At 72.8% G+C, this 26,470-nt stretch carries 26 protein-coding genes and 1 tRNA gene; 14 read left to right on the plus strand and 13 right to left on the minus strand.

The genetic code is table 11. The features are described 5' to 3' along the window. Nucleotides 1-100 precede the first annotated feature (100 nt). On the plus strand, nucleotides 101-2,887 hold the full coding sequence (locus ABH937_RS03875; RefSeq protein ID WP_370217230.1) for a SpoIIE family protein phosphatase: 2,787 nt from the start codon (nucleotides 101-103) through the stop codon (nucleotides 2,885-2,887). A 19-nt stretch (nucleotides 2,888-2,906) separates the two neighbouring features. Here the strand turns inward: ABH937_RS03875 and ABH937_RS03880 are convergent, their stop codons facing one another. Continuing rightward, complete coding sequence (locus ABH937_RS03880; protein ID WP_280691272.1) at nucleotides 2,907-3,665, minus strand: hypothetical protein; 759 nt, start codon at nucleotides 3,663-3,665, stop codon at nucleotides 2,907-2,909. Nucleotides 3,666-3,895: 230 nt separating this feature from the next. Continuing rightward, nucleotides 3,896-5,725, minus strand: coding sequence for a phosphatidylglycerol lysyltransferase domain-containing protein (locus ABH937_RS03885; RefSeq protein WP_370146483.1), 1,830 nt, complete (start codon nucleotides 5,723-5,725; stop codon nucleotides 3,896-3,898). A 184-nt stretch (nucleotides 5,726-5,909) separates the two neighbouring features. Between ABH937_RS03885 and ABH937_RS03890 the strand changes: the two genes are divergently transcribed. The 3 genes from ABH937_RS03890 to ABH937_RS03900 all read left to right on the plus strand — a co-directional run bounded on the left by ABH937_RS03890 (nucleotide 5,910) and on the right by ABH937_RS03900 (nucleotide 8,236). Beyond that, nucleotides 5,910-6,572: a response regulator transcription factor gene (locus tag ABH937_RS03890; protein ID WP_280691273.1), complete on the plus strand. Its 663-nt coding sequence runs from the start codon at nucleotides 5,910-5,912 to the stop codon at nucleotides 6,570-6,572. After that, nucleotides 6,569-7,786, plus strand: a complete 1,218-nt coding sequence (locus tag ABH937_RS03895) for a sensor histidine kinase (protein WP_280691274.1) — start codon at nucleotides 6,569-6,571, stop codon at nucleotides 7,784-7,786. Before ABH937_RS03890 ends, ABH937_RS03895 begins: the two co-directional genes overlap by 4 nt. Before the next feature lie 204 nt (nucleotides 7,787-7,990). Continuing rightward, nucleotides 7,991-8,236, plus strand: coding sequence for a chaplin (locus ABH937_RS03900; RefSeq protein ID WP_280691275.1), 246 nt, complete (start codon nucleotides 7,991-7,993; stop codon nucleotides 8,234-8,236). A gap of 29 nt (nucleotides 8,237-8,265) precedes the next feature. Here ABH937_RS03900 and ABH937_RS03905 read toward each other — a convergent pair whose 3' ends face one another. Next, entirely contained in the window at nucleotides 8,266-9,093 is an 828-nt protein-coding gene (locus tag ABH937_RS03905) for a hypothetical protein (RefSeq protein ID WP_280691276.1), read from the minus strand. A gap of 126 nt (nucleotides 9,094-9,219) precedes the next feature. Here ABH937_RS03905 and ABH937_RS03910 point away from each other — a divergent pair, with 126 nt between their 5' ends. Continuing rightward, nucleotides 9,220-10,440 (plus strand): MFS transporter, encoded by a 1,221-nt coding sequence (locus tag ABH937_RS03910; protein ID WP_370217231.1) that lies wholly within the window; start codon nucleotides 9,220-9,222, stop codon nucleotides 10,438-10,440. Here ABH937_RS03910 and ABH937_RS03915 read toward each other — a convergent pair. Then, complete coding sequence (locus ABH937_RS03915) at nucleotides 10,412-11,149, minus strand: alpha/beta hydrolase (RefSeq protein ID WP_370217232.1); 738 nt, start codon at nucleotides 11,147-11,149, stop codon at nucleotides 10,412-10,414. The two genes, ABH937_RS03910 and ABH937_RS03915, sit on opposite strands and share 29 nt — an antisense overlap. A 183-nt stretch (nucleotides 11,150-11,332) precedes the next feature. Between ABH937_RS03915 and ABH937_RS03920 the strand changes: the two genes are divergently transcribed. After that, complete coding sequence (locus ABH937_RS03920; RefSeq protein ID WP_280691279.1) at nucleotides 11,333-11,710, plus strand: hypothetical protein; 378 nt, start codon at nucleotides 11,333-11,335, stop codon at nucleotides 11,708-11,710. Between the two features lie 36 nt (nucleotides 11,711-11,746). On the opposite strand, the gene crcB is transcribed toward ABH937_RS03920, so the two are convergent. The 4 genes from crcB to ABH937_RS03940 are packed head-to-tail and all read right to left on the minus strand — an operon-like array spanning nucleotide 11,747 to nucleotide 13,534. Then, nucleotides 11,747-12,121, minus strand: coding sequence for a fluoride efflux transporter CrcB (crcB, locus tag ABH937_RS03925; RefSeq protein ID WP_280691280.1), 375 nt, complete (start codon nucleotides 12,119-12,121; stop codon nucleotides 11,747-11,749). After that, the gene (locus tag ABH937_RS03930; protein ID WP_280691281.1) at nucleotides 12,118-12,450 is read right to left on the minus strand and encodes a DUF190 domain-containing protein; all 333 of its coding nucleotides are present in this window, start codon (nucleotides 12,448-12,450) and stop codon (nucleotides 12,118-12,120) included. Before ABH937_RS03930 ends, crcB begins: the two co-directional genes overlap by 4 nt. Then, complete coding sequence (locus ABH937_RS03935) at nucleotides 12,447-12,872, minus strand: CrcB family protein (protein WP_370217233.1); 426 nt, start codon at nucleotides 12,870-12,872, stop codon at nucleotides 12,447-12,449. Before ABH937_RS03935 ends, ABH937_RS03930 begins: the two co-directional genes overlap by 4 nt. After that, nucleotides 12,869-13,534: an MOSC domain-containing protein gene (locus ABH937_RS03940; protein WP_370217234.1), complete on the minus strand. Its 666-nt coding sequence runs from the start codon at nucleotides 13,532-13,534 to the stop codon at nucleotides 12,869-12,871. The genes ABH937_RS03935 and ABH937_RS03940 overlap by 4 nt, the downstream gene beginning before the upstream one ends. Nucleotides 13,535-13,623: 89 nt before the next feature. Between ABH937_RS03940 and ABH937_RS03945 the strand changes: the two genes are divergently transcribed. Genes ABH937_RS03945 through ABH937_RS03955 form a run of 3 tightly spaced genes read left to right on the plus strand, consistent with a single transcriptional unit; the run spans nucleotide 13,624 to nucleotide 15,047 of the window. Beyond that, nucleotides 13,624-14,154, plus strand: a complete 531-nt coding sequence (locus ABH937_RS03945; RefSeq protein ID WP_280691284.1) for an ion channel — start codon at nucleotides 13,624-13,626, stop codon at nucleotides 14,152-14,154. A 31-nt stretch (nucleotides 14,155-14,185) separates the two neighbouring features. Next, nucleotides 14,186-14,380 carry a hypothetical protein gene (locus ABH937_RS03950; protein ID WP_280691285.1) on the plus strand — a complete coding sequence of 65 codons (195 nt, stop codon included), beginning with the start codon at nucleotides 14,186-14,188 and terminating at the stop codon, nucleotides 14,378-14,380. 40 nt (nucleotides 14,381-14,420) lie between these two features. Next, nucleotides 14,421-15,047: an HAD family hydrolase gene (locus ABH937_RS03955; protein ID WP_370217235.1), complete on the plus strand. Its 627-nt coding sequence runs from the start codon at nucleotides 14,421-14,423 to the stop codon at nucleotides 15,045-15,047. A gap of 98 nt (nucleotides 15,048-15,145) precedes the next feature. Here ABH937_RS03955 and ABH937_RS03960 read toward each other — a convergent pair. Further along, nucleotides 15,146-15,229, minus strand: a tRNA-Leu gene (locus tag ABH937_RS03960). A gap of 464 nt (nucleotides 15,230-15,693) precedes the next feature. Here ABH937_RS03960 and ABH937_RS03965 point away from each other — a divergent pair. From ABH937_RS03965 to pknB, 5 genes are all read left to right on the plus strand, one after another. Then, complete coding sequence (locus ABH937_RS03965; RefSeq protein ID WP_280691287.1) at nucleotides 15,694-16,572, plus strand: DUF3662 and FHA domain-containing protein; 879 nt, start codon at nucleotides 15,694-15,696, stop codon at nucleotides 16,570-16,572. A gap of 11 nt (nucleotides 16,573-16,583) precedes the next feature. Further along, entirely contained in the window at nucleotides 16,584-17,153 is a 570-nt protein-coding gene (locus ABH937_RS03970; RefSeq protein WP_280691288.1) for an FHA domain-containing protein, read from the plus strand. A gap of 98 nt (nucleotides 17,154-17,251) precedes the next feature. Further along, nucleotides 17,252-18,916 (plus strand): PP2C family serine/threonine-protein phosphatase, encoded by a 1,665-nt coding sequence (locus ABH937_RS03975; RefSeq protein ID WP_280691289.1) that lies wholly within the window; start codon nucleotides 17,252-17,254, stop codon nucleotides 18,914-18,916. 143 nt (nucleotides 18,917-19,059) lie between these two features. Beyond that, nucleotides 19,060-20,520 (plus strand): penicillin-binding protein 2, encoded by a 1,461-nt coding sequence (locus ABH937_RS03980; protein WP_280691290.1) that lies wholly within the window; start codon nucleotides 19,060-19,062, stop codon nucleotides 20,518-20,520. A gap of 276 nt (nucleotides 20,521-20,796) precedes the next feature. Continuing rightward, a complete protein-coding gene (pknB, locus tag ABH937_RS03985) occupies nucleotides 20,797-22,902 on the plus strand; it encodes a Stk1 family PASTA domain-containing Ser/Thr kinase (RefSeq protein ID WP_280691291.1) in 2,106 nt (701 codons plus the stop codon). 90 nt (nucleotides 22,903-22,992) lie between these two features. On the opposite strand, the gene ABH937_RS03990 is transcribed toward pknB, so the two are convergent. The 4 genes from ABH937_RS03990 to ABH937_RS04005 all read right to left on the minus strand — a co-directional run bounded on the left by ABH937_RS03990 (nucleotide 22,993) and on the right by ABH937_RS04005 (nucleotide 26,432). After that, on the minus strand, nucleotides 22,993-23,664 hold the full coding sequence (locus ABH937_RS03990; RefSeq protein ID WP_370217237.1) for a hypothetical protein: 672 nt from the start codon (nucleotides 23,662-23,664) through the stop codon (nucleotides 22,993-22,995). Nucleotides 23,665-23,820: 156 nt separating this feature from the next. Next, nucleotides 23,821-24,567: a class E sortase gene (locus ABH937_RS03995; RefSeq protein WP_370146486.1), complete on the minus strand. Its 747-nt coding sequence runs from the start codon at nucleotides 24,565-24,567 to the stop codon at nucleotides 23,821-23,823. 49 nt (nucleotides 24,568-24,616) lie between these two features. Further along, entirely contained in the window at nucleotides 24,617-25,756 is a 1,140-nt protein-coding gene (locus ABH937_RS04000) for a class E sortase (RefSeq protein WP_370217238.1), read from the minus strand. Between the two features lie 13 nt (nucleotides 25,757-25,769). Then, nucleotides 25,770-26,432, minus strand: a complete 663-nt coding sequence (locus tag ABH937_RS04005; protein ID WP_280691294.1) for an aminodeoxychorismate/anthranilate synthase component II — start codon at nucleotides 26,430-26,432, stop codon at nucleotides 25,770-25,772. Nucleotides 26,433-26,470: the final 38 nt, after the last annotated feature.

The raw sequence follows: 26,470 nt of genomic DNA on the forward strand, positions 1-26,470 counted from the left end.
AATCTGGCGGTTTCGGTACCGGCTCGGGGCCGGTCCGTGCTTCGCTGGAGGCGGCAACAGGCCCAGCAGCGGCCGGACAGGCGGGAGCGACACGAATCCCATGGCGGACGACCCGAACTCCACAGCGGACACCCCGGCGAACCAGCCCCGCGCCCTGGGCTCGGTCGCCGCGCCGCCGCCGCTCGCCGAACCGGAGCCCGCCGACCAACCGGCGGGCGTGGTGGCGATGGTGCGGCTGGCAGCCGTGCTGGTCGATCCGGACGGCCGGATCGCGCTGTGGAACCGCGGCGCCGAGGAGCTCTTCGGCCACCGCACCGAGACGGTCCAGGGCCGCACCGCCGGCGGCCTGCTGCCCGCCGTGGAGCCGCGCTCGCTGACCCGGGCACCGCTGGCGGCCGGGCGCCGCTGCGATGCCTTCGACACCCTGGACGACCTGACCCGGGCCGGCGCCTGGGCCGGCCTGATGCCGGTCACCGATCGCGAGGAGCGCTCCCGCTCGGTGCTCTGGTGGGTCTACCCGCTGCTCGAAGCGGACGGCCGGAGCCTGCTGGCGCTGGCCGCCGACGCCCGCCCGCTGCGGGCTCGCGGCCCGCGGATCGCGATCGGCCGCCGGCTGCTGCCCTACGCGGCGGCCGAGACCAACTGCTGGGGCGCCGCCCGCCCGGACGCCCAGGGGAGCTTCCACCGGATCTCGGCCGCGCTGGGTGGCACCGTCCCCGGCTCGGCCAGCCCGCTCGCACCGCTGCTGCCCAGGATCGGCCCGGTCCGGCTGCGCGCGATGCTGCGCCAGGTCGCCACCGCCGGCGCGCCCGCGCTCTGGGTGGACGACGGCACCAGGCTGCCGGTCGTCCCCTACGAGCCGCTCTCCGCAGGCGTGGCCCAACTCGCGGCCGGGCTCGGTCGCCGCTACCCCACCGCCCAGCAGCGCTCCGCCGCGGCCGCCGGGCAGCTGGGCCTGCGGGTGGTCCCGGAACCGCGCCCCGAACCCCGGGCCGCCGCCGAGCCCCGCCTCGACCCGGCCGCCCCGGCCCTACCGGCGCAGCATCGCCCGCAACCGGGCGCCGGCGCCCCGAGCCCCGCACCGACCCCGGGAGCCCCCCTGACGACCGATCAGCAACCCGCCGCCACCGCCCAGCCGCCCGCCACCATGCTGCCCCTGCCGGCGACCGGCGAGCGGACCAGGCCCCCGGCCGACCAGCTGGCCCCGCTGCTGACCGACGGTCAGGCCGGCGAGCAGCTGACCCTGCTGAACGAGGTCGGCGGCAAGGTCGGCACCACGCTCGACCTGGACACCACCGCCCGCGAGCTGTGCCAGGTGCTGGTCCCCCGGGTGGCCGACTTCGCCTGCGTCGACCTGCTGGACCGGCTGATCTCGGACGCCGAGCTGCCCGAGGAGGCGCCGGACGACGACACCATGCTGCGCCGGGTGGCCCGCAGCTACCACGAGTCGGCCGGCACCTGGTCGCACGTGCTGGAGGAGGGCGCGCTGCTGGCGATGCCCCGCAGCACCCCGCCCGGCATGGCGCTGCAGCGCAACCAGGCGGTGCTGGTCCCGGTGGTCGGCGAGGACCTGGCGGTGGACTACGCGGCGGCGCTCGGCGGCGGGCCGAGCCTGGTGCCGGTGGTCTCCGGGCGCTCGATGCTGGTGCTGCCGCTCTCCGCGCGCGGCACCGTGCTCGGCATCCTCAAACTGCTGCGGCTGCCCGACCGCGCCCCCTTCGACGAGGCCGACGCCGCCACCCTGCGCGAGCTGGCCGCCCGGGCCGCGCTGTCGCTGGACAACGCCCGGCTGCACCGGGCCGAGTCCAAGATGGCCACCACCCTGCAGCGCTCGATGATCCCGACCCGCCCGCCGCAGATCCCCGGCGTCCAGATCGCGCACCGCTACCTGCCGGGCGACCGGCGCGCCGAGGTCGGCGGCGACTGGTTCGACGCGATCCAGCTGCCCGGCAGCCGGGTGGCCCTGGTGGTCGGCGACGTGATGGGCCACGGCCTGCACTCGGCCGCCGCGATGGGCCGCTTCCGCACCGCGATGCAGACCCTGGCCGCGCTCGACCTGCCGCCGGGCCAGCTGCTGCGCCACCTGGACAACCTGGCCCAGAAGATCGGCGACGACCATCTGGCGACCTGCCTCTACGCGGTCTACGACCCGATCAACCGCACCTGCGAGCTGGCCAGCGCCGGCCACGTGCCACCGGTCCTGGTGCATCCGGACGGCACCGGCGAACTGCTGGAGATCCCGGCCGGCGCGCCGATCGGGGTGGGCGGGGTGCCGTTCGTGGCCAAGAAGATCGACGTGGTCGACGGCTCGATGCTGGTGATGTGCACCGACGGGCTGGTCGAGGTGCGCGGCGGTGACATAGGAGAGGGCCTGGCGGCGCTCTGCGGGAACCTGATCGATCCCAAGCAGACGCCCGACGAGGCCTGCGACACGGTGCTCGACCGGCTGCACTCGGACGACCGCAAGGACGACGTGGCGCTGCTGGTTGCGCGATTCGACGGCGTGGCCGAGACCGAGGTGGCCACCTGGACCCTCGCGGTGGACAGGGCCGAGGTGCGCCGGGCCCGCCGGCTGGTCCGCGACCAGCTGGCGGCCTGGCAGCTGAGCGCGCTCAGCGACACCACCGAGCTGCTGGTCAGCGAGCTGGTCACGAACGCGGTCCGGGTGGCCAGGGACTACGTCCAGCTGCAGCTGATCCGGGTGGACAAGCTGCTGGTGGAGGTCAGCGACGACAACCACAACCTGCCGTCGCTGGAGCCCGCCGAGTCGATGGACGAGAACGGTCGCGGCCTCAACCTGGTCAGCAAGCTCGCCGAGCGCTGGGGGACCGCCCGCAAGGCGGTCGGCAAGGTGGTCTGGTTCGAGCAGCCGCTGCCGCGCGGCTGAACCGGACCACCCAGCCGGGTCACGCCGTGCGCTGGCGGTCCGCGCTGAACAGGGTGGCCGCACCGACCCCGGTGAGCACCCGCGGCCAGTAGCTGCCGAAGACCTCGCCGGAGGCCGCGATCAGCACGGCGGTGATGATCGCCACGATGTGCTCCTGGCCGGCCAGGTTCGGCACCAGCACGGCCTCGCCGAGCATGGCCGCCATGACCGCGGCGCCGGTGAACCAGGCCCTGGACTTCCAGGCGATGCAGATCGCCAGCGCCACCACGGCCGCCGAGGGACCGGTGTCCCGCATGTGCGCGACCGCGCCGGGAAGGCCGAACAGGTGCTCGGGGCCGAGCCGCACGCCGATCCGCGCGTAGATCGTGCCGGTCAGCGTGCAGGCGTAGGCGATGAAGAGCGTCGCCTTGCGGCCCAGCACGATCTCGGCGATCCCGAAGACCAGCAGGACCTGCACGAGCGCCCCCCAGACCGGCAGGTCCAGGGCCGGCACGTAGAGCGACAACGGGGTGCGCAGCAGCGATACGTCGAGCGGCAGCCCGGCTTTGATCACGCCGATCCGGGTGACGAACGACTCTCCCCCCGGCAGGTGCTGAACAATGCTGAACAGGAGGATCAGGAACGTCGCGACGACCGCCAACGGAATGGACGCGAAGCGCTTGCGCGCCACGTGCTCCCGGACGGTGCCGAACAATGTTCCCCACTCGGCGACGACGGCCCGGCGCAACAGCGCCCCCCGCCCTTGTCGCGCGCCCCCCGTGTGGGTCCTCTGGTCCACGACTGCCTCTCTCGTCGATTTCCCCGCTATGTCAAGCCTAGATAAGTGGAACATCTCCCGCTTCGGTCTTCATACCCATATTCGACTCATCCTCAGGTGGGATATCGCACGTGTTGATCTCAGGGCCGACCCCGAGGCCCACCCCGAGAACAGCACCATCGGCTATATCCCGCCCTGAAGAACGCTCGGTCGACAGCGCGTTCGGGTTCCCTCCGCCCCCCGGCGGAGGGTTACCCCTTCCCGCCGCCTTCCGCCGTGGGCAACGTCGGGGCCGCACCGGAGGCGGCGGACCGGGTGTGCCGGCGACGGAAGAGCGAGGGGAGGCTCGGTGCGGTGATGAAGCCCTCGGCGCGGGCGCTGGCGATCCCGATCCGGGGGATCTCGCTGCTCTTCTCGAAGAGCAGGTAGCGCGGCTCCCAGATCGGCCGGTACTTGGCGTTGGCCCGGTACAGCGACTCGATCTGCCACCAGCGGGAGAAGAAGCCCAGCACCGCGCGCCACAGTCGCAGCACCGGCCCGGCGCCCAGCCGCGAGCCGCGCTCGAAGACCGAGCGGAACATCGCGAAGTTCAGCGAGACCCGCTTGAGGCGCAGTTCGCCCGCGCCCTTCTCCAGCAGTTCGATCACCATGAACTCGATCAGGCCGTTCTCGGTCTCCCGGTCCCGGCGCATCAGGTCGAGCGAGAGTCCGTTCGAGCCCCAGGGCACGAAGCTCAGCACCGCCCGCGGCTCGCCCTGGCCGTCATGGCACTCCAGCATCACGCAGCGCCCGTCGGCCGGGTCGCCGAGCCGGCCCAGCGCCATCGAGAATCCGCGCTCGGTCTGCCCGTCGCGCCAGCGGTCGGCCTTCTCCAGCAGTTCGGCCATCTCGGCCTCGGGGATGTCCTCGTGCCGGCGGATCCGGACCGTGTAGCCGGCCCGCTTGATCCGGTTGTAGGCCTGCCGGACCCCGCGCATCGCCCGGCCGTCCAGCGAGAACTCGTCCAGCTCGACGATCGCCTCGTCGCCCAGCTCCAGGGCGTCCAGGCCGTGCCGGGCGTAGATCACCCCGGCCTCCTCGGAGGCACCCATCACGGCCGGGGCCCAGGCGTGCTCGCGGGCCTCGGCCAGCCAGGCCTCGATCGCGCCCGGCCAGGCCTCCGGGTCGCCGATCGGGTCGCCGGAGGCCAGCGAGACCCCGCCGACCACCCGGTAGGTGACCGCCGCCTTGCCGGTCGGCGAGAAGACCACCGCCTTGTCCCGGCGCAGCGCGAAGTAGCCCAGCGAGTCCCGCTCGCCCTGCTTCTCCAGCAGCGCGCGCAGCTTCTGCTCGTCCTCAGGGGTGAGCAGTTCCTTGCCGCGCGGACTGCGGAACGCGACGTAGAGCACCAGCAGGAAGAGCACCGCGCCCATCGCGTTGATGAAGGCGTTCAGCCAGTTCGGGACGTCGATCACGTCCAGCAGCCGGTCCGAGGGGGTGACCGTGATCATCCGGCCCACCGCGTAGCGGAACTCGTCGCCGAAGCTCGCGTCCGACAGCCGGTTGTAGAAACCGACCAGGATCGCCCCGACCAGCCCACCGAGCACCAGCCCGCCGACGAAGGTGGCCACCGCCGTCAGCGGGTTGGACCGGTCGCCCTTGGAGGTGAACTCCTTGCGGCCGACCAGCAGGAAGAGCACGAACAGGCCGGTCAGGATGGTGGAGAAGTAGTTGAAGCCGTGCTTGCTGTAGTGGTCGGCGCCGGGCACCGCGATCGCGAGCAGGTAGAGCAGGAAGAAGAACCCGGCGAGCACGAAGTTGAAGATCCAGGCGGCCCGCTTGCGCCGCCGCATCGCCACCGCGAGGAAGATCGACAGCACCGCCGTGGCCAGGCCCGCGGTCATCAGGTACGGAGTGAAGTACTGGCCCTCGGAGTGGTGGCGCACCGTGTTGCGAAACGGAGTCAGGACCACCGCCACCACGTTGACCAGCGCGATCAGCCGCAGGTACCAGACCGTACCGGCCGCACCGATGGGCCGTAGCCGCGCCAGGAACCCGGACCGCGGCGCGGCCGCCGAGGACGGCTTGGTGGTGGTGGACACAGCTTCATTCCAAACGATCGGATCCGCAGGCGCATCCGCACTGCTGGTGGAGTGTCATCAATCGTGGCGCAGCCCGCGGCGGATCCGCGTGAACCGGTCAGCCGATTCCCACCCCGCCGTTCGGCGGGGGTGAGAACCGTCGGAAGCCCTAGGCTCGTCCCCGAGCGAGGAGTGAGGAGGGACCGTGACAGCGATCCGCGTGCTGATCGTGGACGACGAGCTGCTGGTCCGCTCGGGCCTGGGGATGATCGTCGGTTCCGCCCCGGACCTGGAGCTGGTCGGCGCCTGCAGCGGCGGCGAGGCCGAGGAGCAGGTGAAACGGCTGCGGCCGCATGTGGTGCTGCTCGACGTCCGGATGCCCGACCTGGACGGGATCTCGGTGCTGCGCCGGCTGCGGGCGCTGCCCGACCCGCCGGCCGTCTCGATGCTCACCACCTTCGACACCGACGAGTACATCGGCACCGCGCTGCGCGCCGGGGCGGCCGGGTTCCTGCTCAAGGACACCGCCCCGGACCAGCTGGTGCACGCGGTGCGGATCCTGGCGGCCGGCGGCAGCATGCTCTCGCCCGCCGTGACCCGCACGGTGATCGGCGGCTACGTCGAGGGCGGCAGTCCCGATGCCGGCGCGCTCGCCCTGGTCCGCTCGCTGACCGGCCGCGAGCTGGACGTGCTGGCGCTGCTCGGTGAGGGGCTGGCGAACGCCGAGATCGCCGAGCGGCTGTTCCTCGGCACCGGGACGGTCAAGGACCACATCAGCGCGATCCTCGGCAAGCTCGGCGCGGCGAACCGGGTGCAGGCCGCCGTGATCGCACACCGCGCCGGCCTGGTCCGGCCCGCCGGATCGTGATCACGCTCGTCGGACGCCGACCGCTCTCCCCCGCCGCCCGCCGCCGCCTGGCCCTGCTGCTCCCGGTCGCCTACGCACTGCTGGAGAGCTGGTTGCTGGACCGGGACACGGTCTGGTGGAAGAACGCGCTGAACTGCGTGGCGGCGCTCGGCCTGCTGCTGCGCCTGCGCTGGCCGGCCGTCTCGATGGTGCTGGCGCTGCCCGGCACCTTCTTCACCGAGAGCTGGCTGGCCCCGATGACCGCGCTCTACTCGGTGGCCGCCGACCGGCGCCGGCTGCCGGTGCCGGTGCTCTGCGCGGCCGCCTTCGGGCTCTGCGACTACTTCACCTGGTCGGTCACCGGGCAGAACTCCGGGGTCGACCCGCTCGCGCTGACCCAGAGCAACGGCCTGGCCGTGATGCAGTCGGTGCTGCTGGGCACCGCCCCGGTGGCGCTCGGCATGCTGGCCCGCACCCGGCGGGAGCTGACCCTGCGCCTCGAGCAGCTCACCCTGGGGCAGCGCCGCGAGGCCCGGCTGCTGGCCGAACGGGTGCTGGCCACCGAGCGGGCCAGGCTGGCCCGGGAGATGCACGACGTGGTCTCGCACCAGGTCAGCCTGATCAGCGTGCAGGCCGGCGGGCTGCAGGTGTCCACCACCGACCCGGCCGCCGCGCGGACCGCGCAGACCATCCGCGAGCTGTCGGTGCGCACCCTGCAGGAACTGCGGCAGATGGTCGGGGTGCTGCGGGCCGCGGGCGGCGCGAGCCTGCCCGGTCCTGGCGGGCCGTCCGGCCCGCCGCAGGCCCCACAGCCCCGGCTGGCCGATCTGCCGCGGCTGGTCGAGGACAGCGGACTGGTCGCGGGCAACGGACTGCTGATGGACCACGGGCTGTGCGGCCGCGACGAGCTCGACCCGGACGGGCGCCAGTGGCCCGAGGCCGTCCAGCGGGCCGCCTACCGGACGGTCCAGGAGGCGCTGACCAACATCAGCAAGCACGCGCCCGGCTCCCAGGTGCGGATCACCGTCAGCGAGCGGGCCGGCCGGCTGCTGGTGGAGGTGCGCAACGGCCCGGCGCCCAGCCGCCCGGACCGGGGCGCACCGCTGCCCGGCGGCGGGCACGGGCTCGTCGGGCTGCGCGAGCGGGCCCAGCTGCTGGGCGGGCAGCTGACCGCCGAGCCGACGGCGGACCGGGGCTTCCTGGTCCGGGCCGTGCTGCCGGCCGGCGGCCGGTAGGGGGCGGCCGGTAGGGCCGGACGAGTGCGGTTATCAGCTCGGCTGCTGCGCCGAGCGGGTGACTACGGGTGACTTGCCGGTGGCGTAACCGTTTCCTGGCCAGTCGAAGCCGAAGAGTAGCGCGAGGGACACTTTCGGTCACCGACGATCAGGAGTGCTCCCCGTCTGCCCCTGTTCTATCCGGCAAGGAATGGAGACACCCCCATGAAGGACTTCCGCAGGGCCCTCGGCCTGGCCTGCGCCGCCGGTGCGCTGGTGCTGGCCGGCGCCGGCGTCGCTTCGGCCGACAACTCCGCGACCGCGACCGGTGTGGCGGTCGGCTCGCCCGGCATCCTGTCCGGCAACGTCATCCAGGTTCCGGTCAACATCCCGATCAACCTCTGTGGCAACAGCATCGACGTGATCGGCCTGCTGAACCCGGCCATCGGGAACACCTGCACCAACGGCTGACACAGCCCCGTCCCGGCCGGTCCCGCCAGCTAGGCGGGGCCGGCCGTCGGCGTTCCGGCACCGGCCGGCCGCAGCTGACGCAGCGTCCAGCCGCGCCCCGCCGGGTCCAGCTCGCGGGTCGCGGCGGTGAAGAGCTCGGCGGCCCGGCGGTAGGAGAGCCGCCCGCGCCCGGTCAGCGGGCAGCGGTCGGCGGCGGGGACGGACCCCGGCACCCGACGATCGGTCAGCAGCAGCGGCCCACCGGCCCGGCTGACCAGCAGCAGCGGCAGCAGCCGGGCGGCACCCGGGCCCCAGCGCAGATCGGCCGCCCGACCCCGGCCGCGCCGTCCCGAGACGTCGATGTCGTCGACGTCCAGTGCCAGCACCCGCTCGATCGCGGCCCCGGACTCGTGCACCAGATGCCAGCAGACCTGGTCGCGCAGCGGCGCGGGCAGCGCCAGCACCGCGGCGACCTGAGCCACCGTCAACGGCTCGGGGCCCGCCCCGGGCGCCACCACCGGCACCAGGCCGGCCGTCGGATCGGTGCGCAGCCAGCCCTGTGCCCGCCACCACCGGACGGCACCGCGCAGCGCCGACAGCTCCCGGTCCGCGGTGCGCCGGGCGGCCCCGCCCTCGACGAGGTGCGCCCGCAGCCGGTCGGCAGCGTGCGGCTGGTCCAGCACCGCCAGCGGCAGCACCGGCGGCACCGCCCGCCGCCGCCCTGCCCCGCCGGGCGCCGGGCGGTCGGCCAGCGCCCAGGCCCAGGTGACCAGCGCGATCCGGTAGATCCGACGGGATCCGGCACTCAACGGGGCGGCCGTCAGATAGCGCTCGACGGCGACCGCGTATTCGACCGGTTCCCGCAGTAAATCACTCACCCTGTTCTCCCGGTTTCCGCAGTTCAGCGCGGATTTACTGCGCCATTCCAAGGCTACTCGGAAATTGACTCCCGATCACTCAATTACGCTTGCCTGACCGCTCTTCTGACGGGCACTCTGCTCTTCATGACGACCGCTCTCGACGGGCGCCGCGGACTCCTGCGCGCATTTCCCGAGGACCGTGAATTCCGCCGCTTCTTCCCCGGCTACGCCGTCTCCCTCTTCGGCTCCGCGATGGCGCCGATCGCGCTCGCCTTCGCGGTGCTGCGCACCGCCGGCGGCGCGGGCGCGCTCGGCCTGGTGCTGGCGGCCCGGGTCCTGCCGCTGGTGCTGGTCCTGCTGGCCGGCGGGGTGGCCGCCGACCGGCTGGGCAGCCGCCGGGTGATGCTCGCCGCCGACCTGCTGCGCTGCCTCTCCCAGGGCACCTTCGCGGTACTGCTGCTGACCGGCCGGCCGCCCCTGTGGGCGGTGCTCGCGCTGGTCGCCGTCGGCGGTGCGGGCGAGGCGGTGTTCAGCCCCGCGCTGAGCGCGCTGATCCCCCGGCTCACCCCGGCCGACCAGCTCTCCGAGGCCAACACCCTGCTCACGCTGGCCCGGTCCACCGCCACCGTGGCCGGCCCCGCGCTGGCCGGGCTGCTCACCGCCGCCGCGGGGCCCGGCGCGGTACTGGCCCTGGACGCGGCCAGCTTCGCGGTCAGCGTGCTGGCGCTGGCCCGCCTGACGGTACGGGCACCGGTCGCTGCGCCGGGCCCGTCCCTGCTGGCCGACCTGCGCGCGGGCTGGAGCGAGTTCCGCTCCCGCGGCTGGCTCTGGACCACCTGCGTGCACTTCGGCCTCTTCAACCTCCTGGTCTGGGCACCGTTCCTGGTGCTCGGCCCGGCCACCGCCGCGCAGCGGCTGGGCGGCGCGCGTTCCTGGGGCCTGGTGCTCGGCGCCTACGGCGCCGGCTCGGTGCTCGGCGCGCTCGCCCTGCTCGGCCGCCGCCCCAGGCGTCCGGTCCTGGTGGCCACCATCGCCACCATCGGCTGGGCGGCGGCCCCGGCGGCCCTGGCGCTGGGCGCCGCGCTGCCCTGGGTCTGCGCGGGCGCGGCGGTCGGCGGAGTGGGCGAGGCGGTCAACGCGACCTTCTTCAGCACCGCCGAGCAGCGCCTGATCCCGCCCGAGGCGCGGGCCAGGGTGGCTTCCTACACCAGCCTGGGTGCCTTCGCGCTCGGCCCGCTCGGCCTGGCCGCCGCAGGCCCGGCGGCCGCGCTGCTGGGCAGCAGGACGGTCTTCGGTTTCGGCGCGCTCTGGCTGCTGGCGGCCACCGCAACCGTGCTCACCGTTCCTTCGGTACGCCGCAACTGACGCCCCGTCGGCCGCGTGGCAGCGCGATCCGCAGACCGGCCCGGTCCGAGCCGCGCACCGCGAAGGCCCGGGTCACCTCGTCCGGCGCCGAGCCGACGCCGAGCAGCGCGGCGCTCAGCCCGGCCGCCGCCAGGTGCCAGTCGCGCGAGCGGCGCAGCATCGCGTGGTCGGCCCCGGCCACCTCGAAACCGGCCACCCGGGCGCCGGCCGCCCTGGCCCGGACCGCGAAGTCCCGGGTCTCGGCGGGGTCGGTGACCTTGTCGCGGTCCCCGTGCAGGGTCACCAGGGCGCGACCGGCCAGCTGCTCGGCCGCCTCCTGCGGCGGGCACCAGGGCGCCAGCGCCACGACCCCGGTGACCGCCGGGTGACCGGCGCAGCGCAGCGCGGCCCGCCCGCCCATCGAATGCCCCAGCAGCACCACCGGCACCGGCCCCAGCTCGGCCACCACCGCGTCCAACGCCTCGACGACATCGCGCGCCGGGTCCGCCCGCTCCGCGTTCCAGCCCCGATACCGGTAGCGCACCAGCCCCACCGCGACGTCGGCCCCCGCCGTGGCCCTGGCCAACGGTCCGACGAACCCGCGCATCCGCACCGCCGCCGGCTGCCACGGTCGGGCCGGCGCCGTACTGGCCACCTGACCGCCGTGCAGCACCAGCACCACCCCGCGCGCCCCCGCCGGCCCCACCCGCCACCGCACCGCTCGCACCACGCGCACCACTCCCGTCCAGCCCGAACCGATCGGTTCCGACCCACGATCACCCAAGGCCGCCGCCAACTGCCGATACTTTCGATCAACTATCGCTCAACAGCGGTCAGTAGATCGTCCGGGCCCGACCGACTCCCTACTCTCGGGAGTGGCTCGGGAGTATCCGAACGACCCGTGGAGGCAGCGATGACCGGTGTGGAGATTGCCCTCAAGGAGGCCCTGGCGATCGAGGGCGCCATCGGCGCGGCCCTGGTGGACCTCGGTAGCGGGATGGCCCTGGGCACCCTGGGCCAGGCAGCCGATCTCGACCTGACCCTCGCGGCGGCCGGCAGCACCGACGTGGTGCGGGCCACCCTGCGCTCTGCGGAGCTGCAGGGAAAGGCGGGCGGCGAGGCGATGGAGGACATCCTCACCACCCTGACCCACCAGTACCACCTGGTCCGCCCGCTCACCGGAGCCGGCGGCCAGGGCCTCTTCTTCTACCTGGTGCTGGACCGGGCCCGGGCCAACCTGGCGATGGCCCGCCATCACATCCGCCGGATCGAGAGCGAGCTGACCATCTGACAAACGGCCACCAACCAGGCCGGCCGAGCAACCGGGTCAGCCGAGCAACCGGGCCAGTTCCGCCCCGAGGTACGCGGCACCGACGCCGCCCAGCAGCGAAAGGCCGACATTGGCCGCCGCGTACCGCCGGGCCCCGCTCTCGACCAGTCGCAGCGTCTCGTAGCCGAACGTCGAGTAGGTGGTCAGCGCCCCGCAGAACCCGGTGCCGACCAGCAACTGCCAGTGCGACGAGGCGGCCCCCGCCAGCACCGCGCCGGTCACCAGGCCCAGTACCAGGGTGCCGAACAGGTTCACCGCGAAGGTCCCCCACGGGAACACCGAGTCGTGCCTGGCCTGCACCGCACGGTCCGTCAGATACCGCGCCGGTGCCCCCACCAGCGCCCCGATCGCCACCAGCAGGTATCCGCTCACCGCGGCGGCTCCCCGAACCGGACCACCTCGACCGGCTCCACCGTCACCAGCCCCCGGGTCACCAGGCCGGCCAGCTTCGGCAGGAAGGCCCGCACCCGCTCCTCCTCGTCCACGATCACCACGGCCACCGGCAGGTCCTCGCTCATCGACAGCAACCGCGCCGAGTGCACCGTACGGGACGCCCCGAAGCCCTCCACCCCGTGGAAGACCGAGGCCCCGGCCAGCCCGGCCGCGTGCGCCCGGTGCACGATCTCGGTGGCCACCGGCCGGTGGTGCCAGGTGTCGGTGTCACCGACGATCACCGTCAGCCGCAGCGTCGGCCCGTTCATCGCGTCCGCCCGGCGCGGGCCAGCACCCGCCGCGTCGCTCCGGCCCCGCCGGCCACCGCCACCATCGCCGTCACCAGGGTGAGCGCCAGGTAGCCGAACGCCGTGCCCGCCTCGCCCCTGGCCAACAGCCGCTGGATGTCCACGCAGTAGGTGGAGAACGTGGTGAACCCGCCCAGCACGCCGGTCCCGAAGAACGGGCGGACCAACCGGTGCGCCGGGCGCCCCTCGGTGATCGCCACCAGGAAGGCCCCGATCACCAGGCACCCCAACACGTTGATCAGCAGTGTGGTCCACGGGAAGCAGCCGGCCGCCGTCGGCCACAGCCGCCCCGCCTCGTACCGGGCCTCGGCCCCGAGCACGCCGCCGACCGCGACCACCGCGACGGCGTCCAGCGGCAGTTCCCGCGGCCCCCGCCCGCTCACGACACCGCCCGCCGGTCGGCCAGCCGGCGAGCCGCCCGCTCCCGGGTCGCCACCGGCAGTTCGGCGACGTCCACCAGCCGGTGCAGCAGCTCCGGCTCGCCGGTCAGCGCCCGGAACGTGGTCGCCACATCGAGCCCGTGCGAGGGCCGGTGCACCACCCGCACCGCATCGCCCGCGCACACCGCCCCGTCCCGGAGCACCCGCAGGTAGGCGCCCGGCAACGCCCGCTGGGTGAACCGCTTCACCCAGCCGCGCTCGTCCAGCCAGCCCGCGAAGGTCCGGCACGGGATCCGCGGCACCGAGACCTCCAGCAGCAGCGTCTCGCCGACCAGCCAACGCTCGCCGATCACCGCGCCGTTCACGTCCAGGCCCTCGGTGGTGAGGTTCTCGCCGAACTCCCCGGGCCGCAGCGCGCGCCCCAACTCCGCCGCCCAGCGCGCCAGGTCCTCCCAGGCATAGGCGTAGACGGCCTGCTCGGGGCCGCCGTGGTTGCGCAGGTCGCAGATCGCGTCCCCGGCCAGCCCGCTGCCCTGGACCGGCGCCGAGACCTCGACGGGGCCGGCCACGGACCGCTTGTCGATCCCGGTCACACCCGGCTCGGAGAACTCCGTCGGGGTGGCCGTGCCGATGTTCACCGACCGGACGAAGGCAACTGATTCCATACGCCCAAGCTACCGCCGTCGCCCGCCGGGCCTCCCCCTGACGGCCCAACTGGGAAGCCGCCCGCCCGCCGCCCGCACAGGCTGGGCACATGGACAAGCCGCCCCGTGCCCCGCTCTGGCTCTGGCTGCTGCTGCCCTGCGCTCCGGTGCTGCTGTTCGCCGCCTACTTCACCGTGCCGCTGGGCACCTTCGGCCCCCACCACCCGGTGCTCAGCTGGACCGTCTTCGGACTGCTGCTGGCGCTGCTGGCCGGGCTGCTGCTGCGGGAGATCCAGTCGATCATGCTGGAGCGCCCACGCGGGCTGCCCGGGATCGTCATCCTGCTGCTGAGCATCGTGACCCTGCTGGTCTTCTCCACCTGCTACCTCGCGCTGGCCCGCGCTCCGAACCAGTTCACCGGCCTGAGCACCCGGGTCGACGCGCTCTACTTCACCGTCATCACCGCGGCGACGGTGGGCTACGGCGACATCGTCCCGGTCAGCCAGACCGCCCGGGTCATCGTGATGGTGCAGATCCTCTACACCCTGGTCTTCCTCACCGCCGCCGCGACCGCGGTCGGCCAGCGGGTGCGCGGCCAGCTGGACGTCCGGGCCCGCCGCCGCCAGGACGAACGCGGTTGAGCTTTGCCACCGGCGAGGCGATGCTGGTCAGGTGACCGGCATCTTCGACGAGGAGTTGCGCGAGCAGCTGGCCCTGGCCCGCAAGGCCCTGGCCCAGGCCCGCGCCGACGGCGATCTCGACGGCGTCCAGGCCTACCAGGGCCGGATCGCCGGCCTGCTGCGCACCGCCACCAAGCACGGCATCGCCCTCGAGCACACCGAGGAGGAGGAAGGCGGCGAGAGCTGACGCCGTCCTCCACTTGCCGGTCGGTCTAAAGTGATCGGCCATGGAAGACCGAGCACCTGTGACGCCGCTGACCGTCGGCTTCGACCTCGACATGACGCTGATCGACACCCGGCCGGGCATCAAGCGGTGCTACGACCTGCTGGCCGCCGAGACCGGCACCGCCATCGACAGCGACCTGGTGGTCAGCCGGCTCGGCCCGCCCGTCGAACAGGAGCTGGCCAACTGGTTCCCCGCCGAGGCGATCCAGACCGTCGCGGACCGCTATCGCGCGCTCTACGCCGAGCACGGCATCGAGGGCTCCACCGCGCTGCCCGGTGCCCACGAGGCGATCGCCGCCGTGCGCCGGCACGGCGGGCGGGTCATCGTGGTCACCGGCAAGTACGAGCCGAACGCCCGACGCAACCTCGACGCCGCGCGGCTGCCGGTGGACGGCCTGCACGGGACGGTCTTCGGCGCGCAGAAGGGCGCCGTGCTGCGGGCCGAGGGCGCGAGCGTCTACGTCGGGGACCACCTCGGCGACATCGAGGGCGCCCGGGTCGCCGGCGCACTGGCCGTGGCGGTCGCCACCGGCCCCTACGCCGCCGCCGAACTCGCCGCGGCGGGCGCGGACGCCGTGCTGCCCCAGCTGACCGCGTTCCCCCGGTGGCTGGCGGACCTGCGGTCCTGAGCCCTGCCGAAGCGGCCCCACGGGCGGGCCGCTTCGGGGCCCGGAAATGCGTTGAGGCCGGTCGCCCCGACTTTCGTCGGACCGACCGGCCTCATCTGTGCGCGAGGGGGGAGTTGAACCCCCACGCCCTTTCGGGCACTGGAACCTGAATCCAGCGCGTCTGCCTATTCCGCCACCCGCGCAAGGTGTTGTCGAAGATGCTAACCGATCGTCCGGGTGAGGTCGAATCGGTTTGGACCCGCTTCGCTTCCCACTCGGCCGGCTTCGGCTCCCTCTCGGGCGCCCCTTCCGACGTGGAAAACATTAGCACGCCCCTCGAGCAACCTACGAATCGTTCCCAGGCCACGGCCTGCACGTCTGCCTCCGAAGCGCCACTCGAACGGCTCGACGAACAGCCCGGTCAACTGTCCGACGGACGGCTTGGCGAACGGGTGAGCGAGGGATGAGCATCCACCGCCAGGGGTACCTCTCGTTGCACCGGAACCGCCGCGGCGGCCAAGGTGTGCGCAAGCCCACCCGCCCGCGGCGGGTGGCCGGGGAACCGTACAGATGGCCAAGGCGTGGATACGATCAGTACGGAAGTTCCGCAATCGGGCCCGCGGCGGCCCGACCCAGCAGCCGAGAGACCTTTGGAAGGGGGTGCCCAGTGGGAGTCATGAAGAAGTTCGAGCAGCGACTCGAGGGTCTCGTGAACGGCACCTTCGCCAAGGTGTTCAAGTCCGAAGTCCAGCCCGTGGAGATCGCCGGTGCGCTGCAGCGCGAGTGCGACAACAACGCCACCATCTGGAACCGCGACCGCACCGTGGTGCCGAACGACTTCATCGTCGAGCTCAGCCCGCACGACTACGAGCGGCTCAGCCCCTACGCCGGCCAACTCGGCCAGGAGCTCTCCGGCATGGTGCTGGAGTACGCCGAGGCGCAGCGCTACAGCTTCCTCGGCCCGCTGCAGGTGAACCTGGAACGGGCCGACGACCTGGACACCGGTCTGTACCGGGTGCGCAGCCGCACCCTGGCCGGCGACACCCCCGAGCCGCCGGCCGCCGCGGCGCCGGCCCAGCCCGGCCACGGCCGCGCGCCGAGCGAGGCACCGGGTGCGCAGGGCGCACCGTGGCAGCAGAGCAGTGCGCCGACGTACGCCGGTGCGCCGCCCGCGCCGAGCGCGCCGCCGGCCATGCCCCCGGCACCGCCGACCGCCGGGATGGGCAGCAATGTGCGCCCGTTCCCCGGCGCCGGTACCGGCGCGGGCACCCGGCGCTGGATCGAGGTCAACGGCACCCGCCACCAGATCACCGGCAGCGCCTGTGTGCTGGGCCGCTCCACCGAGGCGGACGTGCGGATCGACGACCCCGGGGTCTCCCGCAAGCACGCCGAGATCCGCCCCGGCACCCCGGCCATGGTGCTCGACCTGGGGTCCACCAACGGCATCGTGGTGGACGGACAGCACACCCAGCGCGCTACGCTCCGCGACGGCTCGCGGATCGTCGTGGGCTCCACGACGATCATCTACCGACAGGTCGAAGGGTAGGGCGAGCTCCGGTGTCCGAACTGACTCTGACAGTCCTCCGGCTGGGTTTCCTGGCCGTGCTGTGGCTGTTCGTCATCGTCGCGGTCCAGGTGATCCGCAGCGATCTGTTCGGCGCCAAGGCAGGCGGCAGGGCCGGCCGACGCGGCGGGCGCGCCGCGGCCACGGCGACCGCCGGCGGGGCTCCGACCCCGGTCGCCGCCCCGCCGCGGCAGCAGCCCGGCGGTCCGCGGGAAGGCGCCCAGGCCGGCCAGAGCGGCGGCCAGCGCGGTCGCCGCGCCGCATCCGCCGGCCCGACCCAGCTGGTCGTGGTCGAGGGCGCGCTGGCCGGTACCACGGTCGCACTGCAGGGCCAGGTCATCACGCTCGGTCGGGCCCACGACTCCACGATCGTGCTCGACGACGACTACGCCTCATCGCGGCATGCCAGGATCTACCCCGACCAGACTGGGCAGTGGACCGTGGAGGATCTAGGCTCCACCAACGGCACGTATCTCGACCGGCAGCGGCTGACCACGCCGATGCCGCTGCAGGTGGGAGTGCCGATCCGTATCGGCAGGACCGTCATCGAACTGCGGAAGTAGTAGCGCATGAGGGACAGCACCCCGTCCAAGACCAGCCGGGACGGCAGCGCGATGGCTGCCGCGGCCCTGCGCGAGGCCCAGAGGGGGGCACGCACCGTATGAGCCTCGTGCTGCGTTTCGCCGCCGGTTCCCACAAGGGCCTGATCCGGGAGGGGAACGAGGACTCCGGCTACGCCGGCCCTCGGCTGCTCGCCGTGGCCGACGGCATGGGCGGCGCGGCGGCCGGTGAGGTGGCCTCCGCCGAGGCCCTCAGTTCGATCATCTCGCTCGACGACGCCGACCCGCACGCCGACCTGCTGACCCTGCTGAACGACGCCGTGCAGGCCGCCAACGAGCGGCTGCGCGTGATGGTCGAGCAGGACCCGCAGCTGGAGGGCATGGGCTGCACCCTCACCGCGCTGCTCTGGACCGGCGAGCGGATGGGCCTGGTGCACGTCGGCGACTCGCGGGCCTACCTGCTGCGGGACGGCGCGCTGACCCAGATCACCCAGGACCACACCTGGGTGCAGCGGCTGGTCGACGAGGGCCGGATCACTCCGGAGGAGGCCGAGACGCACCCGCAGCGCTCGCTGCTGATGCGCGCGCTGGACGGCCGCGGTCAGGTCGAGCCCGACCTGTCGATCCGCGAGGTCCGGGCCGGTGACCGCTACCTGATCTGCTCCGACGGCCTGTCCGGACCGGTCAGCCACCAGACCCTGGAAGAGACGCTGGGGAGCTTCTACGCCCCCGAGCCGACCATCCAGGAGCTGATCCAGCTCGCCCTGCGCGGCGGCGGCCCCGACAACATCACCTGCGTCGTGGCCGACGTGCTCGACGTGGGCCCCAGCGACACCCTCAGCGGCCAGTTCGCCACCGCCCCCGTGGTGGTCGGCGCGGTGGCCGAGGGCCCGCACGGCACCGCCGTGGACCACCAGATCATCGACACCCCGGCCGGCCGGGCCGCGGGCCTTGGCCGCCCGCAGTCCCCGCCGCCCGGCGCCTTCGGCCCGCCCGCCGGCTACGGCGGCGCGCCCGGTGGCTTCGGCCCGGCCGAGGGCTACGGCGAGACCTACGGCGAGGCGCACCCGGAGGGCTACGGCGAGGGGTACGGCGACGGCTACGGCCAGGCCGGCTATCCCCAGGAGGGCTACGGCACCGGCCAGCCCGGCGAGGGCTACGGCACCGCCCCGGCCGAGCCCGACGGCTACCCGGTCCCCGAGCAGCCGAAGAAGCGCCGCTGGTTCCGGCGCTCGGCGATCACCGTGCTCGCGCTCGGCCTGGTCGGCGGCGCCGCGTACGCCGGCTACCAGTGGACCCAGGGCCAGTACTACGTCGGCGAGCGCGACGGCCACGTCGCCGTGTACCAGGGGATCAACCAGGACCTGCCGGGGCTGCAGCTCTCCTCGGTCCAGCAGGAGTACCCGGACGCGGCGATCACAGACCTGCCCGCCGACCAGCAGAGCCAGCTGCGGAGCACCGTCTCCGCGGACAGCCTGAGCGCCGCCACCGCACAGGCCGACCACTTCAGGGCGCAGGCCTCGGCCTGCCACAAGCTGAAGCAGGGCGGTGCCTCGCCGGCCGCCACGGCGACCAACGCCGCCCTGGAGACCACGCCCAGGGTGGGCGCCTCACCGGCCGTGCCGAGCCCCTCGGCCACCACCACGGCGCAACCCAGCCCGAGCACGACCCCGCAGGCCGGCGGCTCGCCCAGCGCCCCCGCCTCCCCGAGCGGACCGCCCCCGCTCACCGCGGACGAGCAGCCGCTGGCGAAGAACTGCTCCTGAGCGGCCCGACCGCCGCTTCCGGGGGCGGGGCCGTCGGCCCCGCCCGCGGAAGCGACCCGGGCGGTCAGCGGGTGAGCGTTCGTGCGGTTGAATGACTTCGCCGTGCCAAGCGCAGTACGCACCGAGGAGGGGACCGCGTCTCAATGAACCAGCCCATTCGACGGGTCTCCGTCTTCTGCATGGTCCTGATCTTCGCGCTGCTGCTGCGGACCAACTGGATCCAGGCCGTGACGGCCGACTCCTACGCAAGCAACTCGCACAACCTCCGCAGCACCCTCGACGCGTACTCCTACCCGCGCGGCACCATCATGACCGCCGACGGGCAGCCGATGACCGGCTCGAACCTCACCACCGGCTACGAGTACAAGTACAAGACCACCTGGACCAACGGGCCGCTGTACGCCCCGATCACCGGCTACTCCTCGCAGGTCTTCAAATCCAGCGGCCTGGAGTCGCTGGAGAACGGGATCCTCGCCGGCACCGACGACCGGCTCTTCTTCGGCGACACCTGGGACGCGCTGACCGGTGGGAAGAAGCAGGGCGGCAACGTGATCACCACGATCAACTCCAAGGCCCAGCAGGCCGCCTTCCAGGGCCTGGGGAACAAGAAGGGTGCCGCGGTCGCCATCGACCCGCGCACCGGCGCGATCCTGGCCCTGGTCTCCACCCCGTCCTACGATCCGGGCACCTTCGCCGGCAGCAGCACCGCCGAGGGCAAGACCTACAACGCACTCAACAGCGACCCGAACCAGCCGATGCTGGACCGGGCGCTCAAGGAGACCTACCCGCCGGGTTCGACCTTCAAGATCGTCACTGCCGCCACCGCCTTCGAGACCGGCAAGTACCAGAACCCGACCGACCAGACGGACACCCCGGACCAGTACGTCCTGCCGGGCACCAACACCGTGCTGAACAACGACAGCCCCGGCGAGGCGTGCGGCCAGGCCACCCTGATCGACGCCTTCGCGATCTCCTGCAACACCGTCTACGGCAAGCTCGGCGCGGACCTCGGCGAGGAGAAGCTGCTCGCCCAGGCGAACAAGTTCGGCTTCAACGCCACCGTCGACACCCCGATCCGCTCGGCCGCCAGCACCTTCCCGAGCGACTCCACCCCCGACGGCACCGCGATGGACGCCATCGGGCAGCACAACACCGCCGCCACCCCGCTGCAGATGGCGATGGTGGCCGCCGCGGTCGCCAACAACGGCAAGCTGATGCAGCCCTACCTGGTCGGCCAGGAGAAGTCGGGCAGCGGCAGCGTGGTCTCCACGCACGCCGAGAAGGAGATGGACCAGGCGGTCAGCCCCGCCACCGCGCAGAAGCTGCAGCAGATGATGGTCGCCGTGGTGCAGAACGGCACCGGCAAGCTGGCCCAGATCCCCGGCGTCGAGGTCGGCGGCAAGACCGGCACCGCCCAGCACGGCACCGACAACAAGGGGCTGCCGTTCGCCTGGTTCGTCTCCTACGCCAAGGTCGGCAACGACATCCCGGTCGCCGTCGCCGTGGTGGTCGAGGACGGCGCCGCGAGCAGCGACGAGATCAGCGGCGGCAGCATCGCCGCGCCGATCGCCAAGTCGATCATGCAGGCGGTCATCGGGCACTGACCCTGACGGCTTTCCGACGAGCTGGGCCATACTGGGCGATCGGACGTGTGATCGGATACCGGTCTGGTCTCAGCTGCCGGGCGTGTCGAGTTGGTACGGCGGCGACCGGTAGCGTATCCGCCAGCAGCGGGTGTGCCCGCGGCTCAGGGCCACGGTTCGACGGGGCCCGGAGATCGGCGTCACAGAACCAACGTGGCGAGGGCAGCGTCAGTACTGGCACGTGCGGGGACACCTACGTCATATCCTCACCGCCCGGTGAGGGAGAGGGTCGGAACTATGGAAGAGCCTCGTCGCCTCGGCGGCAGGTACGAGCTCGGCGGCGTCCTCGGACGCGGTGGCATGGCCGAGGTCTACCTCGCCCACGACACCCGGCTCGGCCGATCCGTAGCGGTGAAGACGCTCCGGGCCGACATGGCCCGGGACCCGTCGTTCCAGGCCCGGTTCCGCCGTGAGGCCCAGTCGGCCGCCTCGCTGAACCACCCCGCGATCGTCGCCGTGTACGACACCGGCGAGGACTACATCGACGGCATCTCCATCCCGTACATCGTGATGGAGTACGTCGAGGGCTCCACGCTGCGCGAGCTGCTGCACTCCGGGCGCCGGCTGCTGCCGGAGCGCGCGCTGGAGATGACCATCGGCATCCTGCAGGCACTGGAGTACTCGCACCGGGCCGGCATCGTGCACCGCGACATCAAGCCCGCCAACGTGATGCTGACCCGGCAGGGCAACGTCAAGGTGATGGACTTCGGCATCGCGCGCGCCATGGGCGACGCCGGGATGACGATGACCCAGACCTCGGCCGTGATCGGCACCGCGCAGTACCTCTCGCCCGAGCAGGCCAAGGGCGAGACCGTGGACGCCCGCTCCGACCTCTACTCCACCGGCTGCCTGCTGTACGAGCTGCTCACCGTGCGTCCGCCGTTCATCGGCGACTCGCCGGTCGCGGTGGCGTACCAGCACGTGCGCGAGGAGGCCCAGCCGCCGTCCAGCTACGACCCCGAGGTGCGCCCCGAGGTCGACGCGATCGTGCTCAAGGCGCTCGCCAAGGACCGCGACTACCGGTACCAGAGCGCCGACGAGATGCGCGACGACATCGAGCGCTTCCTCGACGGCCTCCCGGTGGCCGCCGCCCAGCAGGCCGCCGCGTACGGCATGGGCGGCTACGGCTACGACCAGAACGGCTACCCGGTCGACCACGACCCGTACGGCCAGACCAACCTGCTGCCGCAGCAGGGCCACGGCGCCGCGCCGACCACCATGCTGCCCCCGGTCGGCCAGCAGGGCGGCCCCGGCTACGACGACGGCTACGGTGGCGACGACGGCTACGGCGAGGGCCCGCGCAGCCGCCGCCGGGACGACCAGCCGAAGAAGAGCAACACCTCCTGGATCATCCTCGCCGTCGCCGCGGTGCTGGTCCTGGTCGGCTCCTTCTTCGTCGCCTCCGCGATGTTCAAGGGCGGCGGGGGCAGCGGCGGCTCGACCCAGATCACCGTGCCGACGCTCACCGGCAAGAGCATCGCCGACGCCACCACCGCCGCGAAGGCCGCCAGCAGCAAGCTGACGGTCACTCAGGGCGACCCGATCCCCTGCAACAACGTCGCCAAGGACCTGGTCTGCCAGCAGAACCCGGCGGCCGGCGCGCAGATGGCCAACAACGGCCAGATCACCGTGCAGCTCTCCAGCGGCCCCGGCCAGAGCCCGGTCCCCACGGTCACCGGCCAGACCGCGGACGCCGCCACCCAGGCACTGACCTCGGCCGGCTTCCAGGTCAGCACCCAGTACGCCAACGACGACACCACCCCGCAGAACTCGGTCGTCTCGCAGACCCCGACGGGCGGCAGCCAGGCGGCGCCCAACAGCCAGGTCACCATCGTCATCTCGCAGGGCCCGGGCAAGATCGCGATCACCAACGTGGTCGGCCAGCCCACCGCGGCGGCCGTCCAGGCACTGCAGCAGCAGGGCTTCACGTCGATCGACTCGACCTCGAAGACCGCGCCGTCCACCAACCCGAGCCAGGTGGTCGGCACGGTCGCCGTGCAGAACCCGCCGGCCAACACCAAGACGGCCAAGGGCGCCCAGATCACCCTGACGATCTACGCCGCGCCGACGCAGGTGCAGTTGCCCGACCTGACCAACATGAACGTCAAGGACGCCACCGCGGCACTCACCGCCAAGGGCTTCACCAAGTGGACCTTCTCCGGGCCGAGCGGCAACGACGCGATCGTCACCAACACGAACCCGCCGCCGAACACCCTGGTGGACCCCAGTACCACCATCACGCTCACCACGACGGCGGCCACGCCAACCAAAGGGGGTCCCATCGGCGGGACCTTCGGCTCCCCGCCCTTCTCCAACCCCGGACAAGCACCCCAGGGCAACTAGCCCCTGAACAGCTCTGAAGGGGCTGTGGACAACGATCCTCGTTGTCCACAGCCCCTTCGCCGTTGCTGCCCCTGCTGCCCCATGGCGACCTCACCGCCGCCGGCGTCGGCGCCCACCTCCTGGGGAGGAGCTGAGGGTACAGAGCACGTCCATCCGCCCGCCCAGGGAGTGGACAACGCTCGACGTGTCGGCCAACCGCACCGTGAGCGCCGCCAGCAGCTCCTGGTCGCGCCGCACCTGGGCACTGAGCACGGCATGCCGGGCCTCGAGCGCCGCGATGCCCTGCTGGAGCTCGGTGACGCGCTGCTGGACGGCACGGGTGGCCTGGTCGACGATCTGACCGATGGTCACACCGGACAGGTCGGCCGGCCGCTCCACCGCGTCGAGGAGATGGCGGCGCACCGCTCGGGCGACCTCGCTGTCGCGCAGCAGCATGGCGACGTTGAGGACGGCGCGGCGGGGGAAGAGGCCGAGGCCGGTGCCGGGGAATTTTCTTAGCTGCAGGTTGCAGCTAAGAAATTCCTGCAGCTCAGCGCCTTTGAGCACGGTGTAGCCATTGCTACTCAACTCAACCCGGTGCCTGTGGACAACCGCGTTGATGGCTCGCTCCCCCACCTCGAAGTAGTCCGCCATCATCCGCGCGGTCACATAGATCCCATCTGGGAGCAACAACAGCGCCTTCACCTTCTCCAGCGCATCCGTCCGCTCCGCCATGCTCGCGCGCAGGGTGCGCGACTCCAGCAGTACTGCGTCGTTGTTCATCGGGTGACTCCCCTCAGGCGTGAGTGCCACCACGACCAACGCCTCGCACACCCGCCTGTCACTCCACCGGCGGCGGCGCCCGGGGTCACTCCCCCGGCGCGTTCAGATCCTGCGCGCGCCGCCCCACTGACGTGCTTCGAGCAAGTCAGTGGCCATTCACCCCCGCAACTCCACCGGTGGCGTCCGCTGCGCGTCCACCTGGTCCACCCGCACCAGGCTCCCCCACACGGCCATCCGGTAGCGCGAGGTGTACACCGGCGTGCAGGTGGTCAGCGTGATGTAGCGCCCGGGCTTCGTGTAGCCGGACTCCTGCGGCACCGGGGCGATGATGCCGGTGTCGTACTTGGTGGTCTCCGACAGCGTGGCGTCCACCCGGTAGACGTACCAGCGGTCGCGGGTCTCGACCACGATCGGGTCGTCCTTGCCCACCGCGTCCAGGTCGTGGAACTTGGCGCCGTGGCCGTCCCGGTGCGCCGCCACCGCGAAGTTGCCGACCGGGTCCCAGGGCATGGCCGCGCGGAAGGGCTCCTGGTAGACGCCCGCCACGCCCTGGTTGAGGACCTCGGGGCCGGTGCCCATCTTGATCAGCACCGCGAAGTCCTTGCCCATCGCCGGGACGTGCAGGAACCCGATGCCATCGTCGCCGGCCCGGAACGGCACGACGGGGCCGACCGGAGCGGTCCAGGTCTGCCGGAGCCGGTCGCCCGCGCGGTCGGCCTGACGGTCCGCCAGCAGGTTGGTCCACCAGAGCGAGTAGCCGACGAAGAGCGCCAGCACCAGGCCGGCCGTGATCAGCAGTTCGCCGAACACCCCGAGCGCCAGCGCGCCCCGGGTGCGGGGGCGGCGCTGCGGGGTGCCGGCGCCCGAGGGGCTCACGGTCGACTGCTGCCACTGGTCCGTCACACCGGCTCCGCTCGTCCACCTGGATGGGGCGGCGCCGGCGTGACGGCGGCTAACCGTTCGTCAGCGCCGGGGGCTGCCCTTGGCTGCGCGGCCGCTCGTCCACCATCTTGCCGAAGACGATGAGCCTTCCCACGGCACTGTACTCGGGGGTACAGGTGGTCATCGTGATGTAGCGGCCCGCCTGGCTGAACGGGGAGCCGTTGGGGATCGGGTTCAGCACCGCGACGTTGTGCGGCGAGGTCTGCGGGATGCCGCCTTCCACCTCGTAGGTGTAGTAGGTGGTCTGGGTCTCGACCACGATCTTGTCGCCGGGGTGGAGTTCGGCGAGCCGGTTGAACGGCTGGCCGTGCGTGGTGCGGTGACCGGCGACGGCGAAGTTGCCGTTCGCGTCGGAGGGCATCGCGGTCCCGGTGTAGTGGCCGACCAGGCCGTGGTCGAGCACCGTCGTGGTGTCGGTGCCCTCGGCGACCGGGTCGGTGAGGCCGATCTTGGGGATGTGGATGATCGCGAAACCCTTGCCGGGCGCGAAGGTCGGCACGGGCGCGGCGGATTGGCCGGGGGCCGGGGTCGGGGCGACGGTGGGGTTGTTCCACTGCTGCTCGAGCTGACTGCGGGTGCTGTTCGCGGCGGCGTCCGCCTGCACGTTGGTCCACCACAGCTGGTAGGCGACGAAGAGCAGCATCACCAGGCCGAAGGTGATGCACAGTTCACCGACCGCGCGGGCGGCGAGCACCCGCTTCGGCTCCTTGGGACGCACCACGGCGCTGCGGCGGCCCGCGGCCCGGCGCCGACCGGTGCCGGAGCGCATCGAGACCTTGCCCTGCGCACGGCGGGCGGCGGGCACCGGCGGAGCCCCGGCGGCGCCGTCCGGGCTGACGGATATCGTGCGCAGCTGCAGCGTCTGATCGGCCAGCCAGGGGTAGGCGGGCTGGTCATCGGGCTGCGCGGGGTCGTAGACGCTCCAGCCGTCCGGCTCGGGCCCGCCAGGGTAGGGGGCGGCGCCCGGCCCGTTCGCGGCCGTCCCGTACCCGGCTCCGCCGTATTCCGGCGTCCCGGGCGCGGGCGTCCCGTGCCTGGGCGTGTTGTACCCAGGCGTGTCGTACCCGGGCGTGTCGTAGCCGGCCGGCTGGTACCCGCCCGCCCCCTGCCCGTAGCCCGGGTAGGCGTCCCGGCGTCCCTCCGGACGCACCGCCGTCACGGTCTCAGCCCCGGCCGATCACCGGAGCGAGGCCCGCCGAGCGGCCGACCGCCTCCGGGTCGCCGCACTCGGCCAGCCAGTTGGCCAGCATCCGGTGCCCTCCCTCGGTGAGCACCGATTCCGGGTGGAACTGCACGCCCTCGACGGGCAGTTCCCGGTGCCGCAGACCCATGATGACACCGCTGTGGGTCCGCGCGGTGACCACCAGCTCGGCCGGCACCGTGGCGGGCTCCACGGCCAGCGAGTGGTAGCGGGTGGCGGTCATCGGCGAGGGCAGTCCGGCGAAGACCCCGCCGTCCTCGTGCTCGACCAGGGAGGTCTTGCCGTGCAGCAGTTCGGGCGCCCGGTCGACCACCGCGCCGTAGGCCACCGCGATCGACTGCAGGCCCAGGCAGACGCCGAACAGCGGCAGTCCGGTCGCGGCGCAGTGCCGCACCATCTCGATGCACACCCCGGCCTCCTCGGGTGCGCCCGGCCCCGGGGAGAGCAGGACGCCGTCGTAACCGGCCGCTCCGGCGCGCCTGACGGCCCGATCCACCGTCAGCTCGTCGTTGCGGACCACCTCGCAGGTCGCGCCCAGCTGGTAGAGGTACTGGACCAGGTTGAAGACGAAGCTGTCGTAGTTGTCCACCACGAGGATCCGCGGGGCGGTGTCGGGCGAGGCCATGCGTGCTGTCTCCGGGTTCGTGCGGATCGGGCGATCGG

Source organism: Kitasatospora sp. GAS1066B (genome assembly GCF_041262605.1).
GTDB lineage: Bacteria > Actinomycetota > Actinomycetes > Streptomycetales > Streptomycetaceae > Kitasatospora.